Here is a 26743-nt window from a genome sequence, read left to right as displayed (position 1 = left end):
GTCTACTTTCCGAGCAGGATTCGGGCGTCCGCCACCAAGGTGATGGAGCCGGTGATCAGGATGCCGCCAGCGAGGTCGTTGAGCTCTTCAGCCCGTTCCACTGCCCATTCGATAGCGTCGTCGAGTTTGTCCGCGACGTGGATGGACTCCTCGGCGAAACCGGCGGCCATGGCGTCCTCGGCCAGGTCCTCGGGGGCAATGGCACGCGGTGAGTTGGAGGCGGTGACGCAGATCTGGTCGACCAGGTCGCCAAGCTCCTCGCGCAGCTGTTCGAGCACGGCCACGGCATCCTTCTCGTGCAGCACGCCAACGACCGGCACCAGTCGCGTGAAGTTGAACGCTTCCTTCAGGGCGACGGCCGAGGCCTTCATTCCGTCCGGGTTGTGCGCCGCGTCCACAATGATGGTCGGCGCCGTGCGGACGACCTCGAGCCGGCCTGGCGAAGTGACCTGGCGGAAGCCTTCACGCAGGACCTCGATGTCGAGTTCCTTGGTGCCGCCGCCCAGGAATGCCTCCAGCGCAGCGACGGCGACCGCCGCGTTCTGCGCCTGGTGCGCGCCATGCAGCGGCAGCAGGAGGTCCTCGTAGCGGCCGGCCAGCCCGGAGATGGTCAACTGCTGGCCGCCGACGGCTACGAGTCTGGACTCCACTCCGAACTCGACGCCTTCGAAACGGAAGGGGACGCCGGTATCCCGGGCCTTCTCCAGCAGCACCTGGGCCGCCTCGGGCGGCTGCGCGGCGCTGACCAGGAACCCGCCGGGCTTGATGATCCCGGCCTTTTCCGTGGCGATGTCCTCCACGGTGTCGCCCAACAGATCGGTGTGGTCCAGCGAGATCGGGGTCACGACGGCGACCTGGCCGTCCACCACATTGGTGGCGTCGGTGACGCCGCCAAGGCCGACCTCGATCACGGCGACCTCCACGGGCTCATCGGCGAAGATCGCGATGGCCAGGATCGTGACGCATTCGAAGTAGGTCAGCCGGGGCTCGCCGCTTCCGGCCAGCTCCGTATCCACGATCTCGAGGTACGGGCGGATTTCGTCCCAGATCCGCACGAAGGTCTCATCGGCGACCGGTTCGCCGTCGATGCTGATCCGCTCCGTCACCTTGCTCAGGTGCGGACTGGTGTAGCGGCCGGTGCGCAGCCCGTGTGCGCGCAGTCCGGCCTCGATCATCCGTGCGGTCGAGGTCTTGCCGTTCGTGCCGGTGAGGTGGATGCTCGCGAACGCCTTCTGGGGCTCGCCGAGGATCTCCATGGCACGGAACAAGGGCTCCATCCGCGGCTCCATCTTGTTCTCCGGAGCTCGGCTCAGCAGTTCCGCGTAGACGCTTTCGACGCCGAATTCGTCGCTCATGGCTGTGCCTCCACCTTCTCGACAGTGACCTGCTGGCCCTCGCCCGGCAGCAGGACCAGTTCGACGGTCAGGGTTTCCTCCGTCACCAGGTCCTGGTGGGTGCTGAGCGCCTCCAGCACCTCCGGGCCGGCGGCGACGGTGGTCCGGATCCGGTCGCTGACCACCAGATCAGCGTCCTTGCGGGCCTGCTGGATGGTGCGGACGAAATCGCGGGCCATGCCTTCGGCTTCCAGCTCCGGAGTGACCTCGGTGTTGAGCACCACGAAGCCGCCGCCCGGCAGCATGGTCACGGCGGCCGAGCCGGCACCTGCCTGGTCGGCCACCACGGTCTCCAGCGTGTATTCCTGCGGCTCCAGCTCGAGTCCTCCAGCGGTGACCGTGCCGGCGTCGTCCACCGACCAGTCCCCCGACTTGGAGGCCTTGATGGCAGTCTGGACGTTCTTGCCCAGGCGGGGACCGGCGGCACGGGCATTGACCACGAGCTTCTGCTCGATGCCGAACTCCTCGGGCGAGGCGCTGCCTGCATCGACCAGGCGGACCGACTTGATGTTCAGCTCGTCCTTGATGATCTCCTCGTAGCCGCCGGTCAGCTCTTCGGCGCCGGCCGCAACGACGGTCAGTTCGGACAGCGGCAGTCGGACCCTGAGGTTGGCAGCCTTGCGCAGGCTGGAACCAGCCGAGCAGATGCTGCGGGTGCTCTCCATCCGGGCGACCAGGTCGGCCTGCTCGGGGAACAGGGCGGGCTCCGGCCAGTCGGTCAGATGAACGGAGCGTTCGCCGGTGAGGCCGCGCCAGATCTCCTCCGTGACCAGCGGCAGCAGCGAGGCGGCGCTGCGGCAGACAGTCTCCAGGCAGGTGTAGAGCACGTCGAAGGCGTCGGCATCCTCATCGAAGAAGCGCTGCCGGCTGCGGCGCACGTACCAGTTGGTCAGCGTGTCCAGGTACTCGCGCAGCGCATCGCAGGCGCCGCTGACATCGTACGAGTCAAGGCTCGCCGTGATGTCGCGGACCAGCTGCCCGGTGTGCGCGAGGATGTACCGGTCCAGCGAGTCCAGGGCGTCGATGCGGGCCGCGTCCCCGGCGACGGACTTCGCCTCGTAGCCGGCGCCGTTATTGGCGGTGTTCGTGTAGAGCTTGAAGAAATGCCAGACGTTCCACAGCGGCAGGATCACCTGGCGGACGCCGTCCCGGATGCCCTGCTCGGTGACGATCAGGTTGCCGCCCCGCAGGATCGGCGAGGACATCAGGAACCAGCGCATCGCGTCGGAGCCGTCCCGGTCCAGCACCTCCGACACGTCCGGGTAGTTCTGCAGGCTCTTGGACATCTTCTGCCCGTCCGAGCCGAGCACGATGCCATGGCTGATCACGTTCCGGAAGGCCGGGCGGTCGAACAGCGCGGTCGCCAGGACGTGCAGCGTGTAGAACCAGCCGCGGGTCTGGCCGATGTATTCGACGATGAAGTCGCCCGGGTTGTGATGCTCGAACCAGTCCTGGTTCTCGTGCGGATAGTGCACCTGGGCATACGGCATCGAGCCTGAATCGAACCAGACATCCAGCACATCCGGCACGCGGCGCATGGTGGACTGCCCGGTCGGATCGTCCGGGTTGGGCCGGGTGAGGTCGTCGATGTAGGGCCGGTGCAGGTCCGGCTCGCCCCGCTCGTTCAGCGGCAACCGCCCGAAGTCCGCCTCGAGCTCGGCCAGCGAACCATAGACGTCCTGGCGCGGATAGTCCGGATTGTCCGACTCCCAGACCGGGATCGGGCTGCCCCAGTAGCGGTTGCGGCTGATCGACCAGTCGCGGGCGTTCTCCAGCCACTTGCCGAACTGGCCGTCCTTGACGTTGCCCGGGATCCAGTTGATCTGCTGGTTCAGCTCGACCATCCGGTCCTTGAACTTGGTCACCTCGACATACCAGGACGAGATCGCCCGGTAGATCAGCGGGGTCCGGCAACGCCAGCAGTGCGGGTAGGAGTGCTCGTAGCTGGCCTGCCGCAGCAGCCGGCCCTGGGCCTTGAGCACCTTGGTGATCGGTTTGTTCGCCTCGAAGACCTGCAGCCCGGCGATTTCCGCCAGCGGGCCGTCGCCGAAGTAGGGCAGGAACTTCGCGCCTTCGTCCACGGAGACGATCACGGGGATGCCGTTGGCTTCGCAGACCTTCTGGTCGTCCTCGCCGTAGGCCGGCGCCTGGTGCACCAGGCCGGTACCGTCCGTGGTGGTCACGTAGTCGGCGATGACGATCCGCCACGCGTTCTGCATGCCCCACTTTTCCGTGTCGGCATAGTAGTCCCAGAGCGGCTCGTACCGCAGGTCCTCCAGCTGGGCGCCCGCATAGGTGGCCGTCACCGCCTCCGCCGCGGCAGCGCCGTCGTCGTACCCCAAATCCTTGGCGTAGGTGTGCAGCAGGTCCTGGGCCAGCAGGAACCGCTCCCCCGACGCCGTGGTTCCGTTGGGACCGGACGGCACCACCGCATAGGTGATTTCGGGTCCGACGGCGAGGGCAGCGTTGGTGGGCAGGGTCCAGGGGGTGGTGGTCCAGGCCAGGGCATTCACGCCGGCCAGCTCGCGGCTGAGGTCCGAGTCGCCGGCGAGGATCGGGAAGGTCACCGTGACCGTCTGGTCCTGGCGGTTCTTGTAGACGTCGTCGTCCATCCGCAGCTCGTGGTTGGACAGCGGAGTCTCGTCCTTCCAGCAGTAGGGCAGGACGCGGTAGCCGTTGTAGGTCAGCCCCTTGGAGTGCAGCTGCTTAAACGCCCAGATGACCGACTCCATGTACTCGACGTTGAGCGTCTTGTAGTCGTTCTCGAAGTCCACCCAGCGGGCCTGGCGGGTGACGTACTCTTCCCACTCGCGGGTGTACTTGAGCACCGAGGAACGGCAGGCGTCGTTGAACTTGTCGATGCCCATGGCCTCGATCTGGGCCTTGTCCGTCATGCCCAGCTGCTTCATGGCTTCCAGCTCGGCTGGCAGGCCGTGGGTGTCCCAGCCGAAGCGGCGCTCCACGCGCTTGCCGCGCTGCGTCTGGTACCGGCCGACGATGTCCTTGACGTAGCCGGTCAGCAGGTGGCCGTAGTGCGGCAGGCCGTTGGCGAAGGGCGGACCATCGTAGAAGACGAACTCGTTGGAGCCGTTCCGGCCGGCGTCGCGGGCGTCGATGGAAGCCTGGAAGGTGCCGTCCTGCTGCCAGTATTTGAGCACCAGTTCCTCGATCTCGGGGAACTTCGGGGAACTCTGGGCTGCGGCTGCGCCGGCGGCAGTGGCCTTGGGGTAGATCTGCGGCATGTTGGTCATCCTGGAAGCGGCTGGGAGCGTGGACACTTCATGCGAGGACGTGCCCTTGCCCTGGCAGGCCGGCCGGCTGTCCCGGTCCCGGCTGCCGGGGGCTTCGAGCCCGCGGTACCACCTCACTTGCCGCCGCTGCCGCACTCGATGCGCGCGCCAGGGCTGCCACTCATTCACTGCTGTCACGGGCTTACCCGTCCGGTTCTACTTGGCTTGCGCCGTTCTTCCGGAAGCTCGCCGGTGATGGCCGGGTCAGTGCTTCTGGAACAAGTTTAGCGCAGAGCGGCGCCAGGCCCCGGGCCGGCGCATTTACCGGACCCGGGGCCTGGCGTTGATCGGCCGATGGGGCCGCTAGAGGACGTTGTCCGCGGCCAGCGCTGCCGCAGCAGCCGGCCTGGACACGGCAACCATATGCTCGCGTGCCACGACCTTGACGCGCTCACGTTCTGCCGGTCCCCGCGGAGTTTCGACCGGGCCATAAGCGGCTCCGAGTTCCTTCTCGTGCTCGTCCAGCTTCAGCCAGCCTTCCCACGTGGTGTATTCGACGCCCCGCGCCTCCAGCAGCTGGACCACCGACTCTTCTTCCGGCCGCTGCGCCGCCGGCAAGGCCTCGCGATCGGAGAGCAGGTGATTGACCGTCTCCAGGGCGTCGCCCTTCGTGTGGCCGATCAGGCCGACCGGACCGCGCTTGATCCACCCCGTTGCGTAGAGCCCTGAAACGGCTCGGCCTGCCGCGTCCAGCACCCGCCCCTCGTCATTGGGGATCACGCCCCGGCTGCCGTCATATTCGACGTCAGGGAGTGCCGAGCCGAAGTAGCCGACCGCCCGGTACACGGCCTGCACCGGATACTCGACGAATTCGCCGGTGCCGCGGACTTGGCCGGTGCCGTCCAGCTCCTGGCGCTCAAACTTGATGCCGGCCACCTGCCCGTCCTGCCCGCCGCTGCCGGCGGTGATTTCGACCGGAGCGTGCAGGAAGTGCAGGTGCAGCCGCCGGGAGGCTCCGGGTTTTCCTTCGCGGTCCTCCTGCTCGACGAGCCAGTTGGTGAGTGTCCCGACCATGGTCTTGGTCTGGTTGTTGGTGCGCACAGCCTGGTCCGAGGCCTCGTCGAATTCGAAGTCCTCCGGGTAGAGCACGATGTCGACGTCGTGGCTGTGGGAGAGCTCGCGCAGTTCCAGCGGAGTGAACTTCACCTGCGCCGGGCCGCGGCGGCCGAAGACATGCACATCGGTCACCGGCGAGTTTTTCAGCCCGCGGTAGACGTTCTCGGGGATTTCGGTGGTCAGCAGGTCGTCGGCGTGCTTGGAGAGGACACGTGCGACGTCGAGGGCGACGTTTCCGTTGCCGATCACCGCGATTTCCTTCGCCTCAAGCGGCCACTCCCGGGGAACATCGGGATGCCCGTCATACCAGGAGACGAAGTCCGCGGCGCCGAAGGATCCCGCCAGCTCCACGCCCGGGATGTTCAGGTCGGCGTCCTTGATCGCTCCGGTGGCGAAGATGACCGCGTCGTAGTGCTCGCGCAGGTCGGCCAGGTCCAGGTCAGTGCCGTAGTCGACGTTGCCGAAGAACCGGATGTCGCCGCGGTCGAGCACCTTGTGCAGCGCAGTGACGATCCCCTTGATCCGCGGATGGTCCGGCGCGACACCGTACCGGATCAGCCCGTAGGGTGCCGGGTACCTGTCGAAGAGGTCGATGCTCAGTTCCAGCTGGCCGGACACGGCGGCTTCGCTCTTAGTGAGCAGGTCGGCGGCATAGACCCCGGCTGGACCGGCGCCAACGACGGCGACGCGCAGGGCGCGCGGCTGTGCGGTGTTGGGGGTGGTGCTGTCGGTCATGGATGGCTCCTTGTGGAAGTCGGTTGATTCGTTGGCAGTGGGCGTCAGTGGATCGAGGGGCTGCAGTCCGGCTCAGCCTGCTGACCCAGGTCCGCCAGGGCGTAGGGGCTGAGCCGGACGACATCGCCGACCACGATGACCGCCGGGTTGCGGACCCCGGCCCGTTCGGCCTGGCCGGCGATGGTTGCCAGCGTGCCGATGGTCACGCGCTGGTCCGGCATCCAGCCCCCCTCGACGATGGCGACGGGGGTCTGCGGTCCCAGTCCCCGCGAGCGCAGCGCCGCGGCGGATTGGGCCAGCCGCCGGACCCCCATGAGCAGCACGAGCGTGTGGTCCGGACGGGCCGGCAGCTCGGCAAGTTCTTCGTGGCCGGTGGCGACGCTGAAACCGGTCGCAGCTCCGCGGTGGGTCACCGGGATCCCCGCGGCGGCCGGAACCGAGATCGCGCTGGTCACTCCCGGCACGACCTCGACGTCCACTCCGTGGTCCCGGCAGAAGCGCGCTTCCTCGCCGCCGCGGCCCAGCACATAGGGGTCGCCGCCCTTGAGCCGGACCACCAGGTGTCCGGCCCGGGCCTCGCGGACCAGGATCCGGTTAATCTCGTCCTGGCCAGCCAGATGGTTGCCCGGCGCCTTGCCAACCTCGATGACCCGCACGCCGGTGTCGAGCTCCTCCAGCAGTTCGCGCGGACCGAGCCGGTCTGCCACCACCACGTCCGCTTCGGCCAGCAGCTGCCGGCCCCGGACGGTGATCAGTCCGGAGTCGCCGGGACCGCCACCGACCAGTGCCACACGCCCCGCACCGGGACGGCGGCGGTGCCGGCGCAGCGGGAGCCTGCCGGTCTTCAAGGCCAGCAGCATCGCGTCGCGCAGCGCCTTGGCCCGCCGCGGGTCTCCCCCGGCATTGACCGCGAGCGCGACGTCGTCCAATCGTCCGACCGCGGGCAGCCAGGCGCCCGAGGCTTCCCGGTCGGCAGCGTTGACGCACCAAACGCGCCGCTCCTCTGCCTCTGCGGCGACCCTCTCGTCCACCGCGGGCACCCCGGTAGCGGTCTGTACCAGCCACACGCCTTCCAGGTCGGCGGTCGCATAGCCGCGCCGTTCCCAAGTGAGCAGGCCCGCTTCGGCGAGGCGTCCGACGTCGTCCCCGGCCTCCAGCGCGACGACGGTGACCACGGCACCGGCATCCAGTAAGGCCTTGGCCCGGCGCCCCGCTACCTCTCCGCCTCCCACAACCAGCACGGGCTTCCCCAGCAGCCGCAGCGAAACCGGGTACAGATCAAGGCCGCTCATCTTGTGCTCCCTTCAAGCAGGCCGCGGCCGCGCAGCAGCCTGCGCTCCACCGGACCGAAAACCAACAGTTCAACCAGGATGCCGACGGCCAGAATGACCAGGACCGCGCTCATCACGATCCCCATGTCGGACAAGGTCCGCCCCTGGTCCAGCAGCGAGCCCAGGCCGAAGCCCATGGTGCCGCCGACGGCGATGATTTCGGCGGCCATCAGCGAACGCCAGGAGAAGGCCCAGCCCTGCTTGAGGCCGGCGAGGAAGCCGGGCAGCGCAGCGGGCAGGACCACCAGCAGTGCCAGTTCCAGGCGGGACGCACCGAGCACCTGCCCGACTCTGCGGTATTGCGGCGGGATCTGGTCGATGCCGGCGACCAGCCCGTTGACGATGGACGGAATGGCGCCCATCAGGACCACGAAGTAGGCGGTCGCATCGGTGAGGCCGAACCAGATGATCGCGGCAGGAACCCATGCCACCGAGGGCAGGACCTGCAGGCCGGACACCAAGGGACCGAAGGCGCGGCGCACCGTCCTGACTTGGCCGAGCAGCAGTCCGAGCGGTGTCCCGACGGCCACGGAAACGGCGAACCCGACCAGCGCCCGCTGCAGCGAAGTGCCTACGGACTCCTGGACGAGCCCCTCGCCCCAAAGCCCGCCGAGCGAGGTGAAGACGTCCAGCGGGCCGGGCAGCAAGTCCCGGCGCTTGAGGTCCAGCGAGACCAGCAGGTGCCAGGCGAGCAGGAGAAGTACGACGGCGCCGAGCGGCAGCAGCGCGCGGCCCCAGTCCCGCCGGGAGGAGGTTTTCTCCGCCTGGAGTTCATCCAGCCCGGCTTCAAGCGCGCGGAGTTCATCATTATCCTCGGCCGTAGCCCGGGCAGCTTCGGCGGCAGGAGCCGGTGCGAGGTCGGCGACTTTACTTTCCATGGCGGCGGATCTCTTCCCTGAGGCGTGTGGTGACCTGCCCGGTCAAGGCCGCGGCAGCCGCGGCGTCGGACTTGGCCTCCGGCCCTACCGTCCACTCCCGCACCACGCGGCCGGGGCGCGAGGACAGCAGCAGGACGCGCTGTCCGAGCCGGACGGCTTCGCGGACGTTGTGGGTGACGAAGATGATGGTGCAGCCGGTCTCGCGCCAGATCCGCTCGAGCTCCTCATGCAGCAGATCCCGGGTAATGGCGTCGAGGGCGGCGAAGGGTTCGTCCATGAGCAGCAGCTGCCGGGCCTGGCTCAAGGCCCGGGCCAGTGCCACCCGCTGCCGCATGCCGCCGGAGAGCTCGTGCGGGCGTTTGTCCGCCGCCTCCGCCAGGTGTACCAGTTCCAGCAGCTCCATTGCCCGGCTGCGGCGAGTAGCGTTGTCCACCCCGCGCAGCTTCAGGGCCAGCTCCACGTTCCCGCGCGCGGTCAGCCACGGGTAGAGCGCGGCGTCCTGGAACATGAAGGCGGCGCCATCGGCCGGCACTTCCAGCGCTCCGACGGACGGGCGCTCCAGGCCGGCGATGATGTTCAGCAGGGTGGACTTGCCGCAGCCGGAGGCTCCGACGAGCGCCACGAACTCGCCCCGGGCGATCCGGGCGTTTACGCCGTCCAGCACGGCAGGACCGTCCCCGAACCGTTTGCCGAGGTTCTCAAGCACTACGCTCATCGTCTTCCCTCCCTACTCCGCGCCGAGTCCGGCAGCAGTGACCGGTTCGTGGGTGGACCCGGCCGCCAGGATGCGGTTCAGGGCAGCGAGGTCGAAGAGACCGGTGAGGTCCGCCGGTTTGGAAAGGCCTGCATCGACGCCGTCCTGCAGGAGTTTCGGATAGCTGCCCGCCAGCGGGTCGGGGGTGAACTCGATGTTCCCGAGCGCCCTGGTGACGACGTTCTCGGGCAGGGCCGCTCCGGCGGCTTCCTTCAGGCCGGCGTTGACCACTGCCGCCTGTTCCCCGGCCGGAGCGTCGTTGAGCCAGCCGATCGCGTCTACGTGGCCCTGCAGCAGCGCGTCGACAGCCTGCGGGTGCGCGGCGGCGAACTCCCGGTTCACCACCAGCACCGTAGTGCTGAACTGGCCCGGCTTGCCTGCCAGCGTGCCGTCCCAGAGGTCCGCCTCATCGACGAGCACCTTGGCGCCGGCCTCCAGGACCAGCCGTGAAGCCCAGGGTTCGGGCAGCCAGGCGCCGTCCAGCTTGCCGTCTTGGAACAGCTTGAGAGTCTGGGCGTTCTCGGTCGGGTTGATAGTCACGTCCCCGTCGTCCGGTCCGAAAGACAGGCCCTGCGACCGCAGGTAGGCCCTCAGCGCGACGTCCTGGGTTCCGCCGAGCTGCGGTGTGGCCAAAACCTTGTCCTTCAGCTGCGTTCCGGAAACGATTTCCGGCTTGGCGACGAGCTGGGCTCCTCCAGCGGTGGCACCGGCGATGACGGAGATGGATTCGCCGCCGCTTTGGACGAAGGAGTTGATGGCAGGGTTGGGCCCCAGGTAGGCCGCATCGATGGCGCCGGCATTGAGCGCCTCGATCGCCGCCGGGCCGGCATTGAAAACCTGGGTGCTTAGCTTCGTGCCGCCTTGCGCCCGCAGCCGCTCAGCAAGGAAGCCGTTCTGCACCCCTGCGAGCGCCGGTGCGTGCGTGACGTTGCCGAAGTAGCCGAGCCGCAGTTCGCTGGCCGGTGCGTCGGCGGCCGTTTCCGCCTCAGTCCGTGAACCATTGCCGGAAGCCGCAAAGGCCGCCGCCGAGGTGCCGGCGATGGCTGCGGCCAGGATTACGGCCAGCCAGACCTCCCAGCCCCGCCGTGCCGGCTGTTCGCCGGCGGTGATCCGGACCGTCCCGGGATCCGGCCGGCGGCCGCTCATTGCCCGGCTCCGTTCCGGATCATGCCGGCGGCCAGCGTGCCGCCGTCCTGGGGATCGATCACCAGGAACGCACCCGTCCGGCGGTGGACCGCGTAGGGCTCCAGCGGCAGCGGGGCTGACAGGCGCAGGAGCGCGTGGCCGATGTCGTTCAGCTGCAGCGTCCCTGCCGGGGCTTCCTCGAATGAGTCCAGGTCGAGCCGCCCCTTGACCGACTGGACCAGCGCCCGGACAGTGGCGGTACCGTGCTTGACCAGGACTTTCGCCCCCGGCAGCAGCGGCTTTGGCGACAGCCAGCACAAGGAAGCGGACAGGTTGGAGGCCGGCACCGGCAACGAACCCGCGGCGCCGATCAGGTCACCGCGGGCGACATCGAACTCATCAGCCAGGCGCAGGGCGACGGACTGCGGCGCAACCGCAGTGTCCAGGTCCCGGCCCGCGGCATCGATGCCTACCACCGTTGTCGTCCGGGGCTCCTGCCCGGGGGTCTGGACTGTGACATCGTCGCCCACGCGCACCGTGCCGGACACAACCTGCCCTGCGTAGGAGCGGTAGTCCCTGAAGGACTCGGCCGGGAGCCCGGGTGCCAGCGCCCCCTGCGGGCGAAGCACCAACTGGACCGGGAAACGGAAGGACGCAGCGTCGTCGTCCTCCTGGTCCGCTGCAGGCAGCGTCTCCAAGAGCTCCAGCAGCGTCGGGCCGGCATACCAGGGTGTCCGGACCGAGCGTTCGACGACGTTGTCCCCGACCAGCGCGGAGACCGGGATGCTGACCGCGTGATGGAGGCCCAGCTCACCGGCCACACGGCGCACGTCAGCGTCGATCTGCGCGAAGACGTCCTCGGAATAGCCGACCAGATCGATCTTGTTGACGGCGACCACCACGTGCGGCACCCGCAGCAGGGCGACGACGCCGAGGTGGCGGCGGGTCTGCTCGAGCAGGCCTTTGCGGGCATCGACGAGGACAACCACGGCGTCGGCCGTCGACGCGCCGGTCACGGTGTTGCGCGTGTACTGCACATGGCCGGGGCAGTCCGCCAGGATGAAGGTGCGCCGGTCGGTGGCGAAGTACCGGTAGGCCACGTCGATCGTGATGCCCTGTTCCCGCTCCGCCCGCAGGCCGTCGGTCAGCAGCGCCAGGTCGAGTCCGCCCTCGGCGCCGCCGAAACCGCGGTCCAAGGACGTGCGGGCGACGGACTCGAGCTGGTCCGCGAGGATCGCCTTGGCATCGTGAAGCAGCCGGCCGACGAGGGTGGACTTGCCGTCGTCGACCGATCCGGCGGTGGCGAATCGGAACAGCGTGCCGGTGGCCGGGCGCTGCCGGTCCAGGATTTCGGTGGTCATTAGAAGTACCCGTCCTTCTTGCGGTCTTCCATGGCCGCTTCGGAAATTCGATCGTCGGCGCGAGTGGCCCCGCGCTCAGTGAGGGTGGACGCCGCAACTTCGAGCACGACGTCGTCAACGGTGCGCGCCTCGGAGAGGACGGCGCCGGTGCAGGACATGTCGCCGACCGTGCGGTAGCGGACCGTGCGGACCGAGACCTCTTCGCCGCGGTCCGGCTGGGAGAATTCCCCGACGGCGCGCCACATCCCGTCGCGGCGGAAGACCTGGCGGGCATGCGCGTAGTAGATCGACGGCAACTCGATGCCTTCACGCGCGATGTAGCGCCAGATGTCCAGTTCGGTCCAGTTGCTGATGGGGAACGCCCTGACATGCTGGCCAACCGTATGGCGGCCGTTGTAGAGGTTCCACAGCTCGGGCCGCTGGTTGCGCGGGTCCCACTGGCCGAATTCGTCCCGGAGGCTCAGGATCCGCTCCTTGGCCCGGGCCTTGTCCTCGTCGCGCCGGCCGCCGCCAAAGACAGCATCGAAGCGGTTGGCGGCGATGGTGTCCAGCAGCGGCGTGGTCTGGAGCGGATTGCGCGTCCCGTCGGCGCGCTCCTGCAGTTCGCCCCGGTCGATGTACTCCTGGACGGAGCCGACGATGAGCTTCAGGCCGAGCCGCTCCACGGTCTGGTCCCGGAAGTCCAGGACCTCCGGGAAGTTGTGGCCGGTGTCCACGTGCACAACGGGAAAGGGGATGCGGGCCGGCCAGAAGGCCTTGGCCGCCAGCTGCAGCATGACCACGGAGTCCTTGCCGCCGGAGAACAGCATGGCCGGGCGCTCAAACTCGGCCACCACTTCCCGGATGATGTGGATGGATTCGGCCTCCAGCGTGTCGAGGACGCCGGATGCCTGCAGTCCGGGCGCAGCGGTGTCGTGTAAGGGGGTCAGGGTCATGATCGGTCCTCGTGTCATGGATCTGGTCGGGTCTTCAGGCGTGGATGCCGCATTCGGTCTTGGCCAGGCCTGCCCAGCGGCCGGCGCGCGGATCCTCACCCGGCGCCACGGGCCTGGTGCAGGGCCGGCAGCCGATGGACGGGTAACCCTGCTGCAGCAGCAGATTCAGCGGAACGGCATGCCGGGCGGCGTAGCCGGTCAGGTCTTCGAAGCTCCACGGCGCGACCGGATTCACTTTGACCAGGCCATGCGCCTCGTCCCAAGCCACGAGCGGGGTATTGGTCCGGGTCGGGGCTTCATCCCGGCGGACGCCGGTGAACCAGACCTTGTAGCGGGCCAGTGCCTTGCGCAGCGGGTCCATCTTCCGCAGCTGGCAGCAGAGGGCAGGATCACGGGAGAACAGTTCGGGGCCGTGGGCTTCGTCCTGCTCGGCGACGGTCTGGTCCGGCAGCACGTCCACGATCCTGACGTCCAGCGCCCGGGCGACTTCGGTCCTCGTGGCGTGGGTCTCGGTGAAGTGGTAGCCAGTCTCCAGGAACAGGACATCGACGCCGGGCAGCTGCTCGGCGACCAGGTGCGGCAGTGCTGCGTCGGCCATCGAGCAGGCCACGGCAGCCTCCCGCAGGCCGAAATTCTCCCGCACCCACGCCACGACCTGTTCGGCGGGGGCATCCCAGCCAAGCTTTTCGGCACCGGCCGCCGCGAGTTCCTTCAGGGCCTGCGTTTCCTCGGTTGAGCGCGCAGGCCGGGCCACCTGCTTGTTGTCCAAGCTCATTTCAGGTCCTCCTCGTCCGCCCGATGCGCCCACTCGGCAAAGGTCTCGCCTTCAACGTGCTGTCCGTCGTAGCGGCGAACCACGCGGTCCACGTACTCGACGAGCCCGTCGGCGGTGACCTTCAGGCCGCGCACGGTGCGGCCCAGGCCGGCTTCGTCCCTATCGGTCGAGGCCAAGCCGCCGCCCAGGTGCACTTGGAATCCCGGGGTCTGTCCGCCGTCCGGATCCGGCAGCAGCTGCCCCTTCAGGCCGATGTCGGCTGTCTGGATCCGGGCGCAGGAGTTCGGGCAGCCATTGATGTGCAGGCTCAGCTGCGCCGGCAGCCGCTCCGAGATGTCGGCGAGGCGGTCCTCAAGGCCGGCGACGGTCCGTCCCGCAGTGTCCTTGGTGTCGACGATGGCAAGCTTGCAGAATTCCAGGCCGGTGCAGGCGATGGTCGACCGGTGGAAGACCGACGGGCTGCTGCTCAGCCCGAGCTCCGCCAAGCCGGCAACGACGGCGTCGACCTTGTCCCGTGCCACGTCGAGCACCACGATCTTCTGGTGCGGAGTGGTACGGAGGCGGTAGGACCCCTGGCTCTCGAGCAGGTCCGCGAGCCGGGTGAGCACCGTCCCGGAGACCCGGCCGACGACCGGTGCGGCACCGATGTAGAACTGACCGTCCTTTTGCTCGTGCACGCCGACATGGTCGCCCGGCTGGCTCGGCCGGGCAGGGGCAGGGCCGTCCGGCAGGGCGAACCCGAGGTACTCCTCCTCCAGGACCCGGCGGAACTTCTCCGCGCCCCAGTCCTTCATCAGGAACTTGAGGCGTGCCTTGTTCCGCAGCCGCCGGTAGCCGTAATCGCGGAAGATTGCGACGACGCCGTGCCAGACTGCCGCAGCGTTCTCCTCACTGACGAAGGCCCCGAGACGTTCGGCGAGCCGGGCGTTGGTGGACAATCCTCCGCCGACCCAAAGGTCGTAGCCGGGACCCAGTTCGGGGTGGACCACGCCGACCAGTGAAATGTCGTTGATCTCGTGCACCACGTCCTGCGACGGGTGGCCGGTGATGGCTGACTTGAACTTGCGCGGAAGGTTGGCCAGCTCCGCATCGCCGATGAACCGGTCGGAGATTTCGCGGATGACCGGGGTCGGATCGATGATCTCGTCCTTGGCGATACCGGCGACGGGCGAGCCGAGGATCACCCTGGGCACGTCGCCGCAGGCTTCGGTGGTGGACAGTCCCACCGCCTCCAGTCGGCGCCAGATCTCCGGCACGTCGGCAATATCGATCCAGTGCAGCTGGATGTTCTGGCGGTCGGTGACATCGGCGGTGTCCCGGCCGAATTCGGTGGAGATGCCGCCGATCACCCGCAGCTGCTCGGTGGTCAACGCCCCGCCGTCGATCCGGACCCGGAGCATGAAGTACCGGTCTTCCAGCTCGTGGGGTTCAAGAGTGGCCGTCTTGCCGCCGTCGATCCCGGGTTTGCGCTGGGTGTACAGACCCCACCAGCGGAACCGGCCATGCAGGTCGTCCGAAGGGATCGAGTCGAAGCCTTCTTTGGCGTAAATCGTCTCGATGCGCTCGCGGACATTCAAGCCGTTGTCGAACTGCTTGAACTCCTCGTTGTGGTTCAGCGGAGCCGTACCGTCCACTTTCCACTGTCCGTGGGGCTTCGCGGACGGACGCCGCTTGGTTTGCGTAGCCGTCGAAGTCTCGATCGCCTGAGTCATGGCAGCCACCGTAGGGGCGGCCTGCGAGCGCCTTCAACTGTGACCTCATACGGCGACCCACCGCTCAATACCGCTCAACAAATGGCAAAGCCCGGGGACTTATGGCGTCATGTTAAGCGCCTCCAGCAGGCGTTCGACGACACATTCCGCAACAGCCGGATCAGGCAGCAGCGGAGCCGCGACGGCATCTGCCCCTGCCTTAGCAAGCTGGGAATGGAAGTATCCGGGCGCCAGCAAATAGGCAGCCACCAGCACCCGCCGGCACCCCGGCTCCGAGCGCGCAGCCGCCACCGCTGCCTGCACGGAAGGCTCCGCAGCGGCGCCGAATCCAACAGTCACCGGGCGCCCGGCTTCTACCGCCAACCACTCGGCCACCTGCCGCACCTCCTTGAGCCCCTCTTCCACGCGCGTCCCGGCAGAGGCGACGACGACACGGTCGCCCTCGCCGAGGCCAACATCGGCCAGGCGGCGGGCCAACGCTTCCGCCAGCCTGTGGTCCGGGCCAATTGCGCGGGCGGCGCGCGTTTCCGGACGGCTGTCGACTGCCTGCCTGATGTCGACACTGGTATGGAATCCGGTGGATAGCAGCAGCGGCACCACGACTGCAGGTTCTCCTGGCGGCAGCGCTGCGACAATATGGTCGAGTGCCGGCTCCTGCACGTCGACGTACGCCTCATGGAGCTGCGCCCGCAGCCCGCGTGCCGCAAGGGCCGAAGCGACGTCAGCGCGTAGTCCGTCGATCAGTTCCCTCCCGCTGACGTTGTCGGTGCCGTGGGCACAGGCCACCACATGCAGCTGTGACCCAAGCCCGGTCATGCCTGGGACCGGATAAGTTTGTGCGCCGCGGCCTGGGCCACTGGGCGGATCACGATCTGGTCCAGGTTCACGTGATGCGGCAGGTTCAGCGAATAGGCAACGACATCGGCCACGTCCTCTGCCAGCAGCGGCTTCTCGACGCCGGCGTAGACCCGGTCCGCCGCCTCCCGGTCGCCGCCGAGGCGGTTGAGCGAAAACTCCTCGGTGTGCACCAGGCCGGGCGCAATCTCGATCACGCGCACATTGTGCTGCGCCTCCTCGAGTCGCAGCGTGCCGGCCATGGAATGCTCGGCGGACTTAGCTGCCACGTAGCCGCCTCCGCCTTCATAGGCAACCAGGCCCGCGGTCGAGGTCAGCAGCAGCACCGAACCTTCGCCGTTCTCCCGCAGGGCCGGCAGGAAGCCCTGGATCATCCGAAGCGTTCCCAGCACATTGACGTCATACATCTTTTGCCAGTCGGCGAGCTTCCCGGCAGCCATCGTGTCCACGCCAAAGGCACCGCCCGCGATGTTGACCAGGGCATCGATCCCGCCACCGGCCAGCACCTCCCCCACCAGCCGTTCCACGGCTCCGGCATCGGTAACGTCGGCGGCCATGGCGACAGCGCCGGTTTCCGCGGCCAGCTCGGCGAGGCGGTCCGCACGCCGGGCCACGGCGACGACCTCCCAGCCGCTCTTGCGCAGCGCCCGCACCGAGGCTGCACCGATCCCAGAACTTGCTCCGGTTACTACTGCTCGCTTGGTCATGCCTTCAGCGTAGTGGGAAGGGCAGGGGCCTTCAGTCGCCGGTGCCGGATCGGGCGGCTAACGACGGCGGCGCTCGGCTTCCAGCCTCTCCTCCAGGTAGTCCCGCAGCACCACCGTATGGTTCATTCGGGTTTCCCGGGCGGCGTACAAGAGGGTCACGGTACCGTGTTCGTGCACCAGTGCCACCGCGCGCTCCACGGCCGCGGAATCGTCGAGTTCGGCGCGGTAGGCATGGGTGAAGGCATCGAAATTGTCTTCCTTGTGGCCAAACTCCTTGCGCAGCTCGGGCGAGGGCGCGATCTCCTTCAACCACAGATCAAGGTGGGCGGCCTCCTTGGATACCCCGCGCGGCCACAACCGGTCCACCAGGACCCGGTACCCGTCGTCCTCCGTGCGCTCTTCGTAGATCCGCTTGATCCGAATGGCAGCCATAACGGGCATCCTACGCGGAGGACACGCCGGCGGCACCCCCTGAATTGCCGCACTGAGCTTACGGATGTGAAGGGGCCTGCCGGCGCATGAAAGAATGGCTGGCATGGCAGAACATTCCCCGGGCACAGACACGCCCGTTTCCGTAAACGTCCCCGACAAGCCCGCCCTCGAAGGGCTCGAGGATGCCCTGTCCCGCCGCTGGCGCGAGGAGGGGACCTACAAGTTCAACCCGGACACCGACCGCAGCCAGGTCTACTCGATCGACACTCCTCCGCCGACCGCCTCCGGTTCGCTCCACGTGGGACACATGTTCTCCTACACGCAGACCGACGTCCTGGCGCGCTACCAGCGGATGCGGGGCAAGAACGTGTTCTACCCGATGGGCTGGGACGACAACGGCCTGCCCACCGAGCGGCGTGTGCAGAACTACTACGGCGTCCGCTGCGATCCGGCGGTGGGCTACGACCCGGACTACCAGCCGCCGGCCAAGCCAGCGAAGAACCAGCGTGATTTCGATGTCGTGTCCCGCCGCAACTTCATTGAGCTCTGCGAGCAGCTGGCGGTCGAGGACGAGAAGGTCTTCGAGAACCTGTTCAGCACCCTGGGCCTGTCGGTCGACTGGGACCTGACCTATCGCACTATCGACGACGTATCCCGCGCCGTGTCGCAGCGGGCCTTCCTGGCCAACCTCGCCGCCGGCGATGCCTATATGGCAGAAGCCCCGACTCTCTGGGACGTGACGTTCCGGACCGCCGTTGCCCAGGCCGAGCTGGAAGACCGCGAGATGCCCGGTGCCTACTACCGGTACCCCTTCCGGACGGCCGGCGGCGAGCAGGTCCATATCGAGACCACCCGGCCCGAGCTGCTGCCGGCCTGCGTGGCCCTCGTGGCCCACCCGGATGACGAGCGGTACCAGAAGCTCTTCGGCACCAAGGTGACCTCGCCGCTCTTCGGCGTGGAGGTGGAGGTCAAGGCGCATCCGCTGGCCAAGCCGGACAAGGGCGCAGGCATTGCCATGGTCTGCACCTTTGGCGACCTGACCGACGTCACCTGGTGGCGTGAACTTCAGCTGCCCACCCGAGCCATCGTCGGCCGCGACGGCCGCATCGTCCCGGACACGCCCGAGTGGATCACCTCCGAGGAAGGCAAAGCGCACTTTGCCGAACTTGCAGGCAAGACGGTCTTCTCCGCGAAGGAAAAGGTCGTCGAACTCCTGGCTGGCGCCGGGGAGCTGGACGGCGAGCCGAAGACGATGATGCACAGCGTCAACTTCTTCGAAAAGGGCGACAAGCCGCTGGAAGTTGTCACCTCACGCCAGTGGTACATCCGCAACGGCGGACGGGACGCCGACCGGCGCGAACGTCTGATCGAACGCGGCCGTGACATCGATTTCCACCCAGCCTTCATGCGGTCGCGGTACGAAAACTGGATCGAAGGCCTCAATGGGGACTGGCTGGTATCCCGGCAGCGGTTCTTCGGCGTGCCGATTCCAGTCTGGTACCCCCTCGACGGCGCCGGCAATCCGGATCACGACAACCCGATCCTGCCCGCCGACGACATGCTGCCGGTGGATCCCGCGGCTGACGCTGCGCCAGGCTACAGCGAAGACCAGCGCGGCGTGCCCGGCGGCTTCACCGGCGATACCGACGTCCTCGACACGTGGGCCACATCGTCGCTGACGCCACAGATTGTGGGTCGCTGGAGCCGCGACGAGGAATTCTTCGGCAAGGTCTTCCCCTTCGACCTGCGCCCGCAGGGCCACGACATCATCCGGACCTGGTTGTTCTCGACGGTCGTCAGGGGTGACGCGCTGCAGTCCTGTGCCCCTTGGAAGCACGCAGCGATTTCCGGATGGATCCTGGACCCGGACCGGAAGAAGATGTCCAAGTCCAAGGGCAACGTTGTGGTGCCCACCGATGTTCTGGAGCAGTTCGGCGCAGATGCTGTACGGTACTGGGCTGCCTCGGCACGGCTGGGCGCTGATACCGCCTACGAGGTTGCGCAGATGAAGATCGGCCGCCGCCTGGCCATCAAGCTGCTGAACGCCTCCAAGTTCGTCCTTAACCTCGGTGCAACGCAGGACTCGGTGATCACCAAGGACGCAGCAGCCGTCATCAATCCACTGGACACTTCGCTGCTCGGTCAGCTGTCCGATGTGGTGGACCAGGCGAGTGCGGCCTTCGAGAACTATGACTACGCTCGGGCCCTGCAAATCACCGAGACGTTCTTCTGGTCCTTTACCGACGATTACGTCGAACTGGTCAAGGACCGGGCCTACGGTGCTGCCGGCGCCGAGGAGCAGGCCTCCGTTCTGGCGACTCTTGCCACTACCCTCGATACCCTGCTGCGGCTCTTCGCACCGTTCCTGCCGTTCGCAACCGAGGAAGTCTGGAGCTGGTGGCGCGCCGGGTCGGTGCACCAGTCGGCATGGCCCGCCAGCACGGCTTTGGCCCCCATCGCGGCCGGTGCTGACAAGGATCTTCTTGGCACTGTCGGCCAGGCTTTGGGCGGGATTCGCAAGGCGAAGTCGGAGGCGAAGGTCAAGCAGCGCACCGAAGTGCTCACTGCCGTCATCAGTGGCTCTGCTGCCCAGGTGGCGCAGTTGCAGGCCGGTATCGGTGACCTCAAGGCTGCGGGCAACGCGCGGGAACTGAAGATTGTCGAAGCCGATGGTGAGCTGACTGTCTACGGAGTGGAGCTCGCGCCGGCGGAGACGCCGGCCTGAGGCGGCGGTTAAATAGGGGAAGCCCCATCAGCGTGTAGCCGTTGGTGGGGCTTCGACTCTATGACTCCTAGTGACGTTTGGAATCTCGCGAACTCCTCGGATCTTCAGGTCTTCCGAGTCCCGTCACGGACTGGCAGTCAGTGGAACTGGGTCCACTTGGCTTGTCTCTGAATCTTTGGTGTTCGTTCCCGCATCTTTCGGGGGATGCGTATAGATATTTATACTCTCATGCAAGCCGACACGCATAGGTATTCCAAAAATTTCTGGAAAACCTATGGCGTGATCAATCAGTCAAATTCCGGGCTCGTGGTCCGTGAGCGCTTGATTTCGTAGAAGTACGGGAAGTCGGCGAGGGCCACCGCTCCGTCGAAGATCCGCCCCGCCTGTTCGCCGCGGGGAATCCTGGTCAGGACCGGACCGAAGAACGCCGTCCCGTTGAACGAGACGACCGGTGTCCCGACTTCGTCGCCGACCAGGGAGATTCCCTCCTCGTGGCTGGCCCGCAGCTGCTCGTCGAATTCACTCGAGGTGGCGTAGGCTGCCAGCTCGGACGGCAAGCCGGCCTCCGCCAAGGCAGCAGCGATGACTGCGCTGGTGTCCTTGTTACCCTCATTGTGGATCCGGGTACCCATGGCATCGTAGAGCCTCTTGACGTACTCATTGCCATGCTGCTCCCGTGCGGCAATGATTACGCGGACCGGGCCCCAGGCCGTCTTCAGGAATTCCTTGTAGCTGTCCGGCAGTTCGTCGCGGCCATCGTTGAGGACAGCCAGGCTCATGACGTGCCATTCGACCTTGAGCTCCCGGACCTTCTCGACCTCAAGCATCCACCGGGAAGTAATCCAGGCGAACGGACAGGCCGGGTCGAACCAGAAATCAACCGTTGAAACGTCATTGCTTTCGGACATGCGGTAACTCCTCAAGAGCGGTGGATATAGATCTTTCCTGCCCAGCGCTCCGCTAGGCGGACTTATTCCTTCGCTTGGCGACGACATCGTGCGAAATGAGTGTGGGTTCCGCCTTGCTGGTTACCACGTCTGCGGTAATAACCACGGCGGCGACATCGTCCCGGCTGGGCAGGTCGAACATGACGGGCAGCAGGGCTTCCTCAATGATGGCCCGGAGCCCCCGGGCACCCGTTCCCCGTTCCAGCGCCAGGTCTGCTACCGCATCCAGAGCGTCCTGTTCAAAGGACAATTCAACACCGTCCAGATGGAACATCTTCTGGTATTGCTTAATCAGCGCGTTCTTGGGTTCCGTGAGGATCCTGATCAGGGCGGGACGGTCGAGGTTGGATACCGTCGTAATGACCGGCAGACGGCCGATGAACTCCGGAATCAAACCGAATTTCAGCAGGTCCTCGGGCATGACCTCACCGTACGCGTCCTTGTCCTTGCTGGCGTCGCTGAGCGGTGCACCGAACCCGATCCCCTTGCGACCGGCGCGGGATCCGATGATCTCCTCCAATCCCGCGAAGGCGCCGGCAACAATGAAGAGGACGTTGGTGGTGTCGATCTGGATGAATTCCTGGTGCGGATGCTTGCGTCCGCCCTGCGGCGGCACCGAGGCAACCGTTCCTTCCAGGATCTTCAGCAGTGCCTGCTGGACACCCTCGCCCGAGACATCCCGGGTAATAGACGGGTTCTCGCTCTTGCGGGAAATCTTATCGATCTCGTCGATGTAGATGATGCCCTGCTCGGCCTTCTTCACATCGTAGTCGGCGGCCTGGATCAGCTTGAGCAGGATGTTCTCCACGTCCTCGCCGACATAGCCGGCTTCCGTCAAGGCAGTAGCATCCGCCACCGCGAACGGGACGTTGAGGCGGCGGGCCAGCGTTTGGGCCAAGTAGGTTTTGCCACATCCGGTAGGACCGATCAGCAGGATATTCGACTTCGCGACCTCGACGTCCTCAAGCGGACTGGCGTCCGAAAGGTTCGCCGACCCCTTCGGGGCATGGCCGGACTGGATCCGCTTGTAGTGATTGTAGACAGCCACGGCGAGGGCGCGTTTGGCCGGCTCCTGCCCGATCACGTACTCCTGCAGGAAATCGAAAATCTCGCGCGGCTTAGGAAGTTCGAACGAACCCAGGTCCGCGACCTCGGACAGCTCTTCTTCGATAATCTCGTTGCAGAGCTCGATGCATTCGTCGCAGATGTAGACGCCCGGGCCGGCAATCAGTTTCCGGACTTGCTTCTGGCTTTTGCCGCAGAAAGAGCACTTGAGCAGATCAGCGCTCTCGCCAATGCGAGCCATAATCGGTCCCCTTACCTGGTCCTAGTGGAACGAACAACCTCCGGAACGTCCCTGGATGGGATATCCCCTTTGAGTGAGGAGGCTGCTGATTAGGTTCCACTCTAATTCACTTCACTGACAGTTTCAGTAACCAAAGGGCCCGCGGGACGTTGTTACGCCCCGCGGGCCCAGACAGCCTGTCGGCACAAGAGCTACGCTTTGTTGATCGCAGGCTTGTTGATCTTGCGCGAATCCAGCACCTGGTCGATCAAGCCGTAGGAGAGGGCATCCTCCGCGGTCAGGATCTTATCGCGTTCGATGTCCTGGTTGATCTCGACCGAAGTCTTTCCGCTGTGCAGTGCCAGTGTGTCCTCCAGCCAGGTGCGCATCCGCATGACTTCCGCCGCCTGGATTTCCAGGTCGGAAGCCTGTCCGCGTTCGCCGCCGCCAAGTGCCGGCTGGTGGATCAGCACGCGGGCATTAGGCAGTGCCAGCCGCTTCCCGGGAGTGCCTGCCGCAAGCAGCACGGCAGCGGCGCTGGCGGCCTGGCCAAGGCAGACCGTCTGGATTTCCGGGCGGATGTACTGCATCGTGTCGTAGATCGCCGTCATGGCCGTGAAGGACCCGCCCGGAGAGTTGATGTACAGCGTGATGTCCCGATCCGGATCGGTCGATTCAAGCACCAGCAGCTGCGCCATGATGTCGTCGGCCGAGGCATCGTCGACCTGCACTCCCAGGAAGATAATGCGGTCTTCGAAGAGCTTGGTGTACGGGTCCTGGCGCTTGAAGCCATACGGCGTCCGCTCTTCGAACTGCGGCAGTACATAACGGCTCGTAGGAAGGTTGCGGGCGTAGCCGCCAGCCGCGGCTGCGAAGTTGGGGTTCATGTTCATGCTCCTGCTTGTGATGTTCTGTTAGCGGTCGGCAGCAGCCGGATCCTACGAATTCTGCGACGTTCCGCCGCCGCCGGTGACCCCGCCGGCATGAGCCGAGATATGGTCGAAGAAGCCGTACTCCAGGCCTTCCTCAGCCGTGAACCACTTGTCCCGGTCATTGTCCTTGAGGATCGTTTCAACGGTCTGTCCGGTCTGCTCCGCCGTCAGCTCCGCCATCACCCGCTTCATGTGCAGGATCAGCTCGGCCTGGATCTTGATGTCCGAAGCCGTGCCGCCAATGCCCCCGGAGGGCTGGTGCATCAGGATACGTGCGTGGGGCGTGGCGTACCGCTTGCCCTTCGTGCCGGACGACAGCAGGAACTGCCCCATGGACGCAGCCAGGCCGGTCGCCACGGTGACCACGTCATTGGGAATGAACTGCATGGTGTCGTAGATGGCCATGCCCGCCGTGACGGAACCGCCGGGCGAGTTGATGTAGAGGTAGATGTCCTTCTCAGGATCTTCGGCCGAAAGCAGCAGCAGCTGGGAGCAGATCGCATTGGCATTCTCGTCCCGGACCTCTGAACCCAGCCAGATAATCCGTTCCTTCAGCAACCGGTTGTAGATGTAGTCTTCGCGGCTCGCCGGGTCAACGGTCGTGGCCATCTTGGGAGTGGCTGATTCACTGGACATTCCGAAATACCTCTCGATTCTCACCACTGGCCCAGCCGGTTCCCGGCCGGGGCCGAAGGTTCTTTTTCCTTCTTGGACAGTAACGCGGATCCGCGCTCGTTTCTGCCTATTTCCGGGGCTGTTCGCTGACGGCGCATAGCCGGGGGCCCTGGGTCAACAAGCGCCTTAAACGCAGCAGCCGCCCGCTTCCCATTGGGAACGGGCGGCCGCTCAGGCGTACTTACGCCTTGGACTCTGCGGACTCCTCAGCGTCCTCCGGGCTGGCCTTGGCGGCCTCAGCTTCGGCGGCTTCGATCATGTCCTCGACGTTGTCCTCTTCCTCGGCACCTGCCGGGCGGACGAAATCGCTCAGGTCGACCTCGGAGCCGTTGCTGTCAGTGACCTTGGCCAGTTCCAGCACCTTGGCCAGGGCCTTGCGGCGGCGCACCTCGGAGACCATCATCGGGACCTGACCGCTCTGGTCGATCAGCTGGGCGAACTGGTTGGGATCCATGCCGTACTGGCTGGCGGACGAAACGATGTAGTCGATCAGCTCGGCCTGGCTGACCCCGACCTCTTCCTTGTCGGCTACGGCATCGAGAATGATTTCGTTGCGGAACGCACGCTCGGTGTTCTCGCGGACCTCGGCCCGGTGCTCCTCGGTGTCATGGTCTTCGCCGTGGCTGTTCTCCGGGCGGAAGTGCTGCTCCAGCTGCTCTTCAATCACGGATTCCGGGACGGGTACCTCGATGAGCTCCACGAGCTTGTCGAGGACCTTGTCGCGTGCCTCGATGCCCTGCTCCATGACCTTGCTGTCCGCAGCCTGCTTCGCGAGGTCTTCCTTGAGCTCGGCAATGGTGTCGAACTCACTGGCGAGCTGGGCGAAGTCGTCGTTCGCCTCCGGAAGCTCGCGCTCCTTCACGGCCTTCAGCACGACCTTGACCTCAGCCTCCTGGCCCGCGTGCTCGCCGCCTGCCAGCTTGGTCATGAAGGTTGCGTCCTCGCCGGTGCTCAGGCCGGTCACTGCCTCATCCATGCCCTCGAGCATGGTGCCGGCGCCCACCTGGTAGGAAAGGTCCGCAGCGGAGTCGACCTCTTCGCCGTCGATCTTGGCGCTGAGGTCGATGGTGATGAAGTCATCGGCGGCAGCCGGGCGGTCCACGGTCTTGAGAGTGCCGAAACGGCCGCGCAGGTCATCCAATGCCTTCTCGACGTCGGCGTCGCCGGCTTCTGCGGCCTCGACGGTGACCTCAAGACCTGAGTACTCGGGCAGTTCGATCTCCGGGCGGATGTCGACCTCGACATGGAAGGCGAGCTGGCCTTCGGTGGCGGACGGATCCGGAACCTCGGTGATTTCCACCTCCGGGCGGCTCAGCGGTCGGATGCCGCTCTCCTGCACCGCGTTCTGGTAAAAGCCATTAAGGCCTTCGTTGATGGCCGTCTCGATGACGTAACCACGGCCAACACGCTGGTCGATCAGACGCGCCGGAACCTTACCCTTGCGGAAGCCCGGGACCTGGATCTGGGAAGCAATTGTCTTGTAGGCCTCATCGATGCTGGGCTTGAGTTCCTCAAAGGGAACCTCAACATTGAGCTTGACCCGGGTCGGGGTGAGGTTTTCGACGGCGCTCTTCACAGCGTTGGAACTCCTGTTGTTATTTGGATGGGATCTGCACCAAAAATACAGAGTCGGGGCGACAGGACTCGAACCTGCGATCTCCTGCTCCCAAAGCAGCGCGCTAGCCACTACGCTACGCCCCGTAGTGCACAGGCAAGTCTACGGCCAAAGCCGCACCTGTGCACAATTGGCTGCGGCAATTGCCGCCTGCAAAAAAGGCGGGCCCTTGCGGACCCGCCTCGTGCAGAGGGGATGACGGGAATCGAACCCGCGTAATCAGTTTGGAAGACTGAGGCTCTACCATTGAGCTACATCCCCAAGGACGTTGAAACTTTAGCACGCCGCCCGGCCACATTGACAAATCAGCCAACTCAGCCGGCAGTTACGTTCACTGCTGGCAGCCCGGGCACCAGTAAAGTTTCCTTCCGCCCATGTCGTCGAGCCGGATGCCGGCCGTGCAGACCCTGCAGTCCTGCCCCTGCCGCTGGTAGACATAGTGCGCATCCGTGGCAGCAGCAGCGCCCTCCGGTTCAAAGCGGTCCGACGGTCGCGTGGTCACGATCCGGCCGTCGCGGACTCCGTCCTGCAGCAGGCCGACGAGGTCCTGCCAGAGAGCCTGGACCTCGTCGGCTGACAAGGACTTTCCCGGCGCGTAGGGGCTGATCCCTTGGCGGAAGAGGCTTTCGGCCCGGTAGATATTGCCGACGCCGGCCACGACGGACTGGTCCATCAGCAGCGTTCCGACTGCGGTCTTTTTGGCGCGCACGCGCTCGATGAATGACTGGGCGTCGGCTCCAGGATCCAGCGGATCAGGACCGAGCCGGCCGACGACCGCGTCGCGCTCGGCGCCGGTGAGGACTTCGCAGGCAGTCGGACCCCGAAGGTCCGCCCAGCCATGGCTGGATACCAGCCTCGCCCGGACCTGGCCCACAGGCTCGGGCGGGCCGCTGTATGCAACCGGAGCACCGTCGTCGTACATTTCCCGCTCCCCCACGCGGCGCGGAGCGCCAATGCTCGAGGAGCCGCGGAAAGTGCTGTCTCCCCCGAAATCCCACGCTCCGTACAGGCCGAGGTGGACCCGCAGGACCAAGCCGTTCGAAAACTCCAGGAACAACTGCTTGCCGTGGGCATGCGCGGCCTCAAGCTTCTCGCCGTCGATCAGCGCGGCGCCGGCCGCGAAGCGCCCCTGCGGGCTGCTGACGGCAAGGCGCTCCCCCGCGAAAACCGAGTTGAACTGTGCGGCGAGCCGGTGGATGGAATGGCCTTCAGGCATGTCGGCCG

21 protein-coding genes and 2 tRNA genes are annotated in these 26743 nt (G+C 66.3%); 1 reads left to right on the top strand and 22 read right to left on the bottom strand.

The window, feature by feature from the left end:
* Positions 1-2: 2 nt before the first annotated feature.
* The 14 genes from D477_RS05090 to D477_RS05025 form a co-directional block, all read right to left on the bottom strand.
* The gene (locus D477_RS05090; RefSeq protein WP_005267832.1) at positions 3-1355 is read right to left on the bottom strand and encodes a bifunctional folylpolyglutamate synthase/dihydrofolate synthase; all 1353 of its coding nucleotides are present in this window, start codon (positions 1353-1355) and stop codon (positions 3-5) included.
* Positions 1352-4636, bottom strand: coding sequence for an isoleucine--tRNA ligase (gene ileS / locus D477_RS05085; RefSeq protein ID WP_424579998.1), 3285 nt, complete (start codon positions 4634-4636; stop codon positions 1352-1354). The genes D477_RS05090 and ileS overlap by 4 nt, the downstream gene beginning before the upstream one ends.
* Before the next feature lie 351 nt (positions 4637-4987).
* On the bottom strand, positions 4988-6475 hold the full coding sequence (locus D477_RS05080) for an FAD-dependent oxidoreductase (protein ID WP_005267830.1): 1488 nt from the start codon (positions 6473-6475) through the stop codon (positions 4988-4990).
* Positions 6476-6519: 44 nt separating this feature from the next.
* Complete coding sequence (gene cobA, locus D477_RS05075; protein WP_005267829.1) at positions 6520-7767, bottom strand: uroporphyrinogen-III C-methyltransferase; 1248 nt, start codon at positions 7765-7767, stop codon at positions 6520-6522.
* Positions 7764-8684, bottom strand: coding sequence for an ABC transporter permease (locus tag D477_RS05070; protein WP_005267828.1), 921 nt, complete (start codon positions 8682-8684; stop codon positions 7764-7766). The genes cobA and D477_RS05070 overlap by 4 nt, the downstream gene beginning before the upstream one ends.
* The gene (locus D477_RS05065) at positions 8674-9399 is read right to left on the bottom strand and encodes an ABC transporter ATP-binding protein (RefSeq protein ID WP_005267827.1); all 726 of its coding nucleotides are present in this window, start codon (positions 9397-9399) and stop codon (positions 8674-8676) included. The genes D477_RS05070 and D477_RS05065 overlap by 11 nt, the downstream gene beginning before the upstream one ends.
* A 12-nt stretch (positions 9400-9411) precedes the next feature.
* On the bottom strand, positions 9412-10584 hold the full coding sequence (locus D477_RS05060; RefSeq protein ID WP_005267826.1) for an ABC transporter substrate-binding protein: 1173 nt from the start codon (positions 10582-10584) through the stop codon (positions 9412-9414).
* Positions 10581-11924 (bottom strand): sulfate adenylyltransferase subunit 1, encoded by a 1344-nt coding sequence (locus tag D477_RS05055; protein WP_005267825.1) that lies wholly within the window; start codon positions 11922-11924, stop codon positions 10581-10583. The genes D477_RS05060 and D477_RS05055 overlap by 4 nt, the downstream gene beginning before the upstream one ends.
* The gene (gene cysD, locus D477_RS05050) at positions 11924-12859 is read right to left on the bottom strand and encodes a sulfate adenylyltransferase subunit CysD (RefSeq protein WP_005267824.1); all 936 of its coding nucleotides are present in this window, start codon (positions 12857-12859) and stop codon (positions 11924-11926) included. The genes D477_RS05055 and cysD overlap by 1 nt, the downstream gene beginning before the upstream one ends.
* Before the next feature lie 34 nt (positions 12860-12893).
* Positions 12894-13634, bottom strand: coding sequence for a phosphoadenylyl-sulfate reductase (locus D477_RS05045; RefSeq protein ID WP_005267823.1), 741 nt, complete (start codon positions 13632-13634; stop codon positions 12894-12896).
* Positions 13631-15346, bottom strand: a complete 1716-nt coding sequence (locus D477_RS05040) for a nitrite/sulfite reductase (protein ID WP_005267822.1) — start codon at positions 15344-15346, stop codon at positions 13631-13633. Before D477_RS05040 ends, D477_RS05045 begins: the two co-directional genes overlap by 4 nt.
* A 99-nt stretch (positions 15347-15445) precedes the next feature.
* Positions 15446-16162, bottom strand: coding sequence for a sirohydrochlorin chelatase (locus D477_RS05035; protein WP_005267821.1), 717 nt, complete (start codon positions 16160-16162; stop codon positions 15446-15448).
* Positions 16159-16908, bottom strand: a complete 750-nt coding sequence (locus tag D477_RS05030) for an SDR family oxidoreductase (protein WP_043845704.1) — start codon at positions 16906-16908, stop codon at positions 16159-16161. The genes D477_RS05035 and D477_RS05030 overlap by 4 nt, the downstream gene beginning before the upstream one ends.
* A 57-nt stretch (positions 16909-16965) precedes the next feature.
* On the bottom strand, positions 16966-17340 hold the full coding sequence (locus D477_RS05025; RefSeq protein ID WP_005267819.1) for a DUF488 domain-containing protein: 375 nt from the start codon (positions 17338-17340) through the stop codon (positions 16966-16968).
* A gap of 103 nt (positions 17341-17443) precedes the next feature.
* On the opposite strand from D477_RS05025, the gene valS reads away from it, so the two are divergent.
* A complete protein-coding gene (gene valS, locus D477_RS05020) occupies positions 17444-20065 on the top strand; it encodes a valine--tRNA ligase (RefSeq protein WP_005267818.1) in 2622 nt (873 codons plus the stop codon).
* 287 nt (positions 20066-20352) lie between these two features.
* Here the strand turns inward: valS and D477_RS05015 are convergent, their stop codons facing one another.
* The 8 genes from D477_RS05015 to D477_RS04980 all read right to left on the bottom strand — a co-directional run bounded on the left by D477_RS05015 (position 20353) and on the right by D477_RS04980 (position 26735).
* Positions 20353-20973 carry a mycothiol-dependent nitroreductase Rv2466c family protein gene (locus tag D477_RS05015; protein WP_005267817.1) on the bottom strand — a complete coding sequence of 207 codons (621 nt, stop codon included), beginning with the start codon at positions 20971-20973 and terminating at the stop codon, positions 20353-20355.
* A gap of 52 nt (positions 20974-21025) precedes the next feature.
* Positions 21026-22318, bottom strand: a complete 1293-nt coding sequence (clpX, locus tag D477_RS05010) for an ATP-dependent Clp protease ATP-binding subunit ClpX (protein WP_005267815.1) — start codon at positions 22316-22318, stop codon at positions 21026-21028.
* 191 nt (positions 22319-22509) lie between these two features.
* Positions 22510-23184, bottom strand: a complete 675-nt coding sequence (locus D477_RS05005) for an ATP-dependent Clp protease proteolytic subunit (RefSeq protein ID WP_005267812.1) — start codon at positions 23182-23184, stop codon at positions 22510-22512.
* Positions 23185-23235: 51 nt separating this feature from the next.
* Complete coding sequence (locus D477_RS05000) at positions 23236-23865, bottom strand: ATP-dependent Clp protease proteolytic subunit (protein ID WP_005267810.1); 630 nt, start codon at positions 23863-23865, stop codon at positions 23236-23238.
* 220 nt (positions 23866-24085) lie between these two features.
* On the bottom strand, positions 24086-25480 hold the full coding sequence (tig, locus tag D477_RS04995) for a trigger factor (RefSeq protein WP_005267809.1): 1395 nt from the start codon (positions 25478-25480) through the stop codon (positions 24086-24088).
* A 53-nt stretch (positions 25481-25533) separates the two neighbouring features.
* Positions 25534-25605 (bottom strand) — tRNA-Pro (locus D477_RS04990).
* Between the two features lie 104 nt (positions 25606-25709).
* Positions 25710-25780: transfer RNA gene (locus D477_RS04985), tRNA-Gly, on the bottom strand.
* 70 nt (positions 25781-25850) lie between these two features.
* Complete coding sequence (locus tag D477_RS04980; RefSeq protein WP_005267807.1) at positions 25851-26735, bottom strand: Fpg/Nei family DNA glycosylase; 885 nt, start codon at positions 26733-26735, stop codon at positions 25851-25853.
* Between the last annotated feature and the right edge of the window lie 8 nt (positions 26736-26743).

Source organism: Arthrobacter crystallopoietes BAB-32 (genome assembly GCF_000328305.2).
GTDB classification, from domain to species: domain Bacteria; phylum Actinomycetota; class Actinomycetes; order Actinomycetales; family Micrococcaceae; genus Crystallibacter; species Crystallibacter crystallopoietes_A.
Note: the sequence above shows the minus strand (reverse complement) of the source record. Positions and strands in the feature narration are given on the sequence as shown.

Coding starts and splice junctions, on each gene's coding strand:
- D477_RS05090 (WP_005267832.1), bottom strand. CDS start 1,355: ATGAGCGACGAATTCGGCGTCGAAAGCGTCTACGCGGAACTGCTGAGC.
- ileS (WP_424579998.1), bottom strand. CDS start 4,636: ATGCCGCAGATCTACCCCAAGGCCACTGCCGCCGGCGCAGCCGCAGCC.
- D477_RS05080 (WP_005267830.1), bottom strand. CDS start 6,475: ATGACCGACAGCACCACCCCCAACACCGCACAGCCGCGCGCCCTGCGC.
- cobA (WP_005267829.1), bottom strand. CDS start 7,767: ATGAGCGGCCTTGATCTGTACCCGGTTTCGCTGCGGCTGCTGGGGAAG.
- D477_RS05070 (WP_005267828.1), bottom strand. CDS start 8,684: ATGGAAAGTAAAGTCGCCGACCTCGCACCGGCTCCTGCCGCCGAAGCT.
- D477_RS05065 (WP_005267827.1), bottom strand. CDS start 9,399: ATGAGCGTAGTGCTTGAGAACCTCGGCAAACGGTTCGGGGACGGTCCT.
- D477_RS05060 (WP_005267826.1), bottom strand. CDS start 10,584: ATGAGCGGCCGCCGGCCGGATCCCGGGACGGTCCGGATCACCGCCGGC.
- D477_RS05055 (WP_005267825.1), bottom strand. CDS start 11,924: ATGACCACCGAAATCCTGGACCGGCAGCGCCCGGCCACCGGCACGCTG.
- cysD (WP_005267824.1), bottom strand. CDS start 12,859: ATGACCCTGACCCCCTTACACGACACCGCTGCGCCCGGACTGCAGGCA.
- D477_RS05045 (WP_005267823.1), bottom strand. CDS start 13,634: ATGAGCTTGGACAACAAGCAGGTGGCCCGGCCTGCGCGCTCAACCGAG.
- D477_RS05040 (WP_005267822.1), bottom strand. CDS start 15,346: ATGACTCAGGCGATCGAGACTTCGACGGCTACGCAAACCAAGCGGCGT.
- D477_RS05035 (WP_005267821.1), bottom strand. CDS start 16,162: ATGACCGGGCTTGGGTCACAGCTGCATGTGGTGGCCTGTGCCCACGGC.
- D477_RS05030 (WP_043845704.1), bottom strand. CDS start 16,908: ATGACCAAGCGAGCAGTAGTAACCGGAGCAAGTTCTGGGATCGGTGCA.
- D477_RS05025 (WP_005267819.1), bottom strand. CDS start 17,340: ATGGCTGCCATTCGGATCAAGCGGATCTACGAAGAGCGCACGGAGGAC.
- valS (WP_005267818.1), top strand. CDS start 17,444: ATGGCAGAACATTCCCCGGGCACAGACACGCCCGTTTCCGTAAACGTC.
- D477_RS05015 (WP_005267817.1), bottom strand. CDS start 20,973: ATGTCCGAAAGCAATGACGTTTCAACGGTTGATTTCTGGTTCGACCCG.
- clpX (WP_005267815.1), bottom strand. CDS start 22,318: ATGGCTCGCATTGGCGAGAGCGCTGATCTGCTCAAGTGCTCTTTCTGC.
- D477_RS05005 (WP_005267812.1), bottom strand. CDS start 23,184: ATGAACCCCAACTTCGCAGCCGCGGCTGGCGGCTACGCCCGCAACCTT.
- D477_RS05000 (WP_005267810.1), bottom strand. CDS start 23,865: ATGTCCAGTGAATCAGCCACTCCCAAGATGGCCACGACCGTTGACCCG.
- D477_RS04980 (WP_005267807.1), bottom strand. CDS start 26,735: ATGCCTGAAGGCCATTCCATCCACCGGCTCGCCGCACAGTTCAACTCG.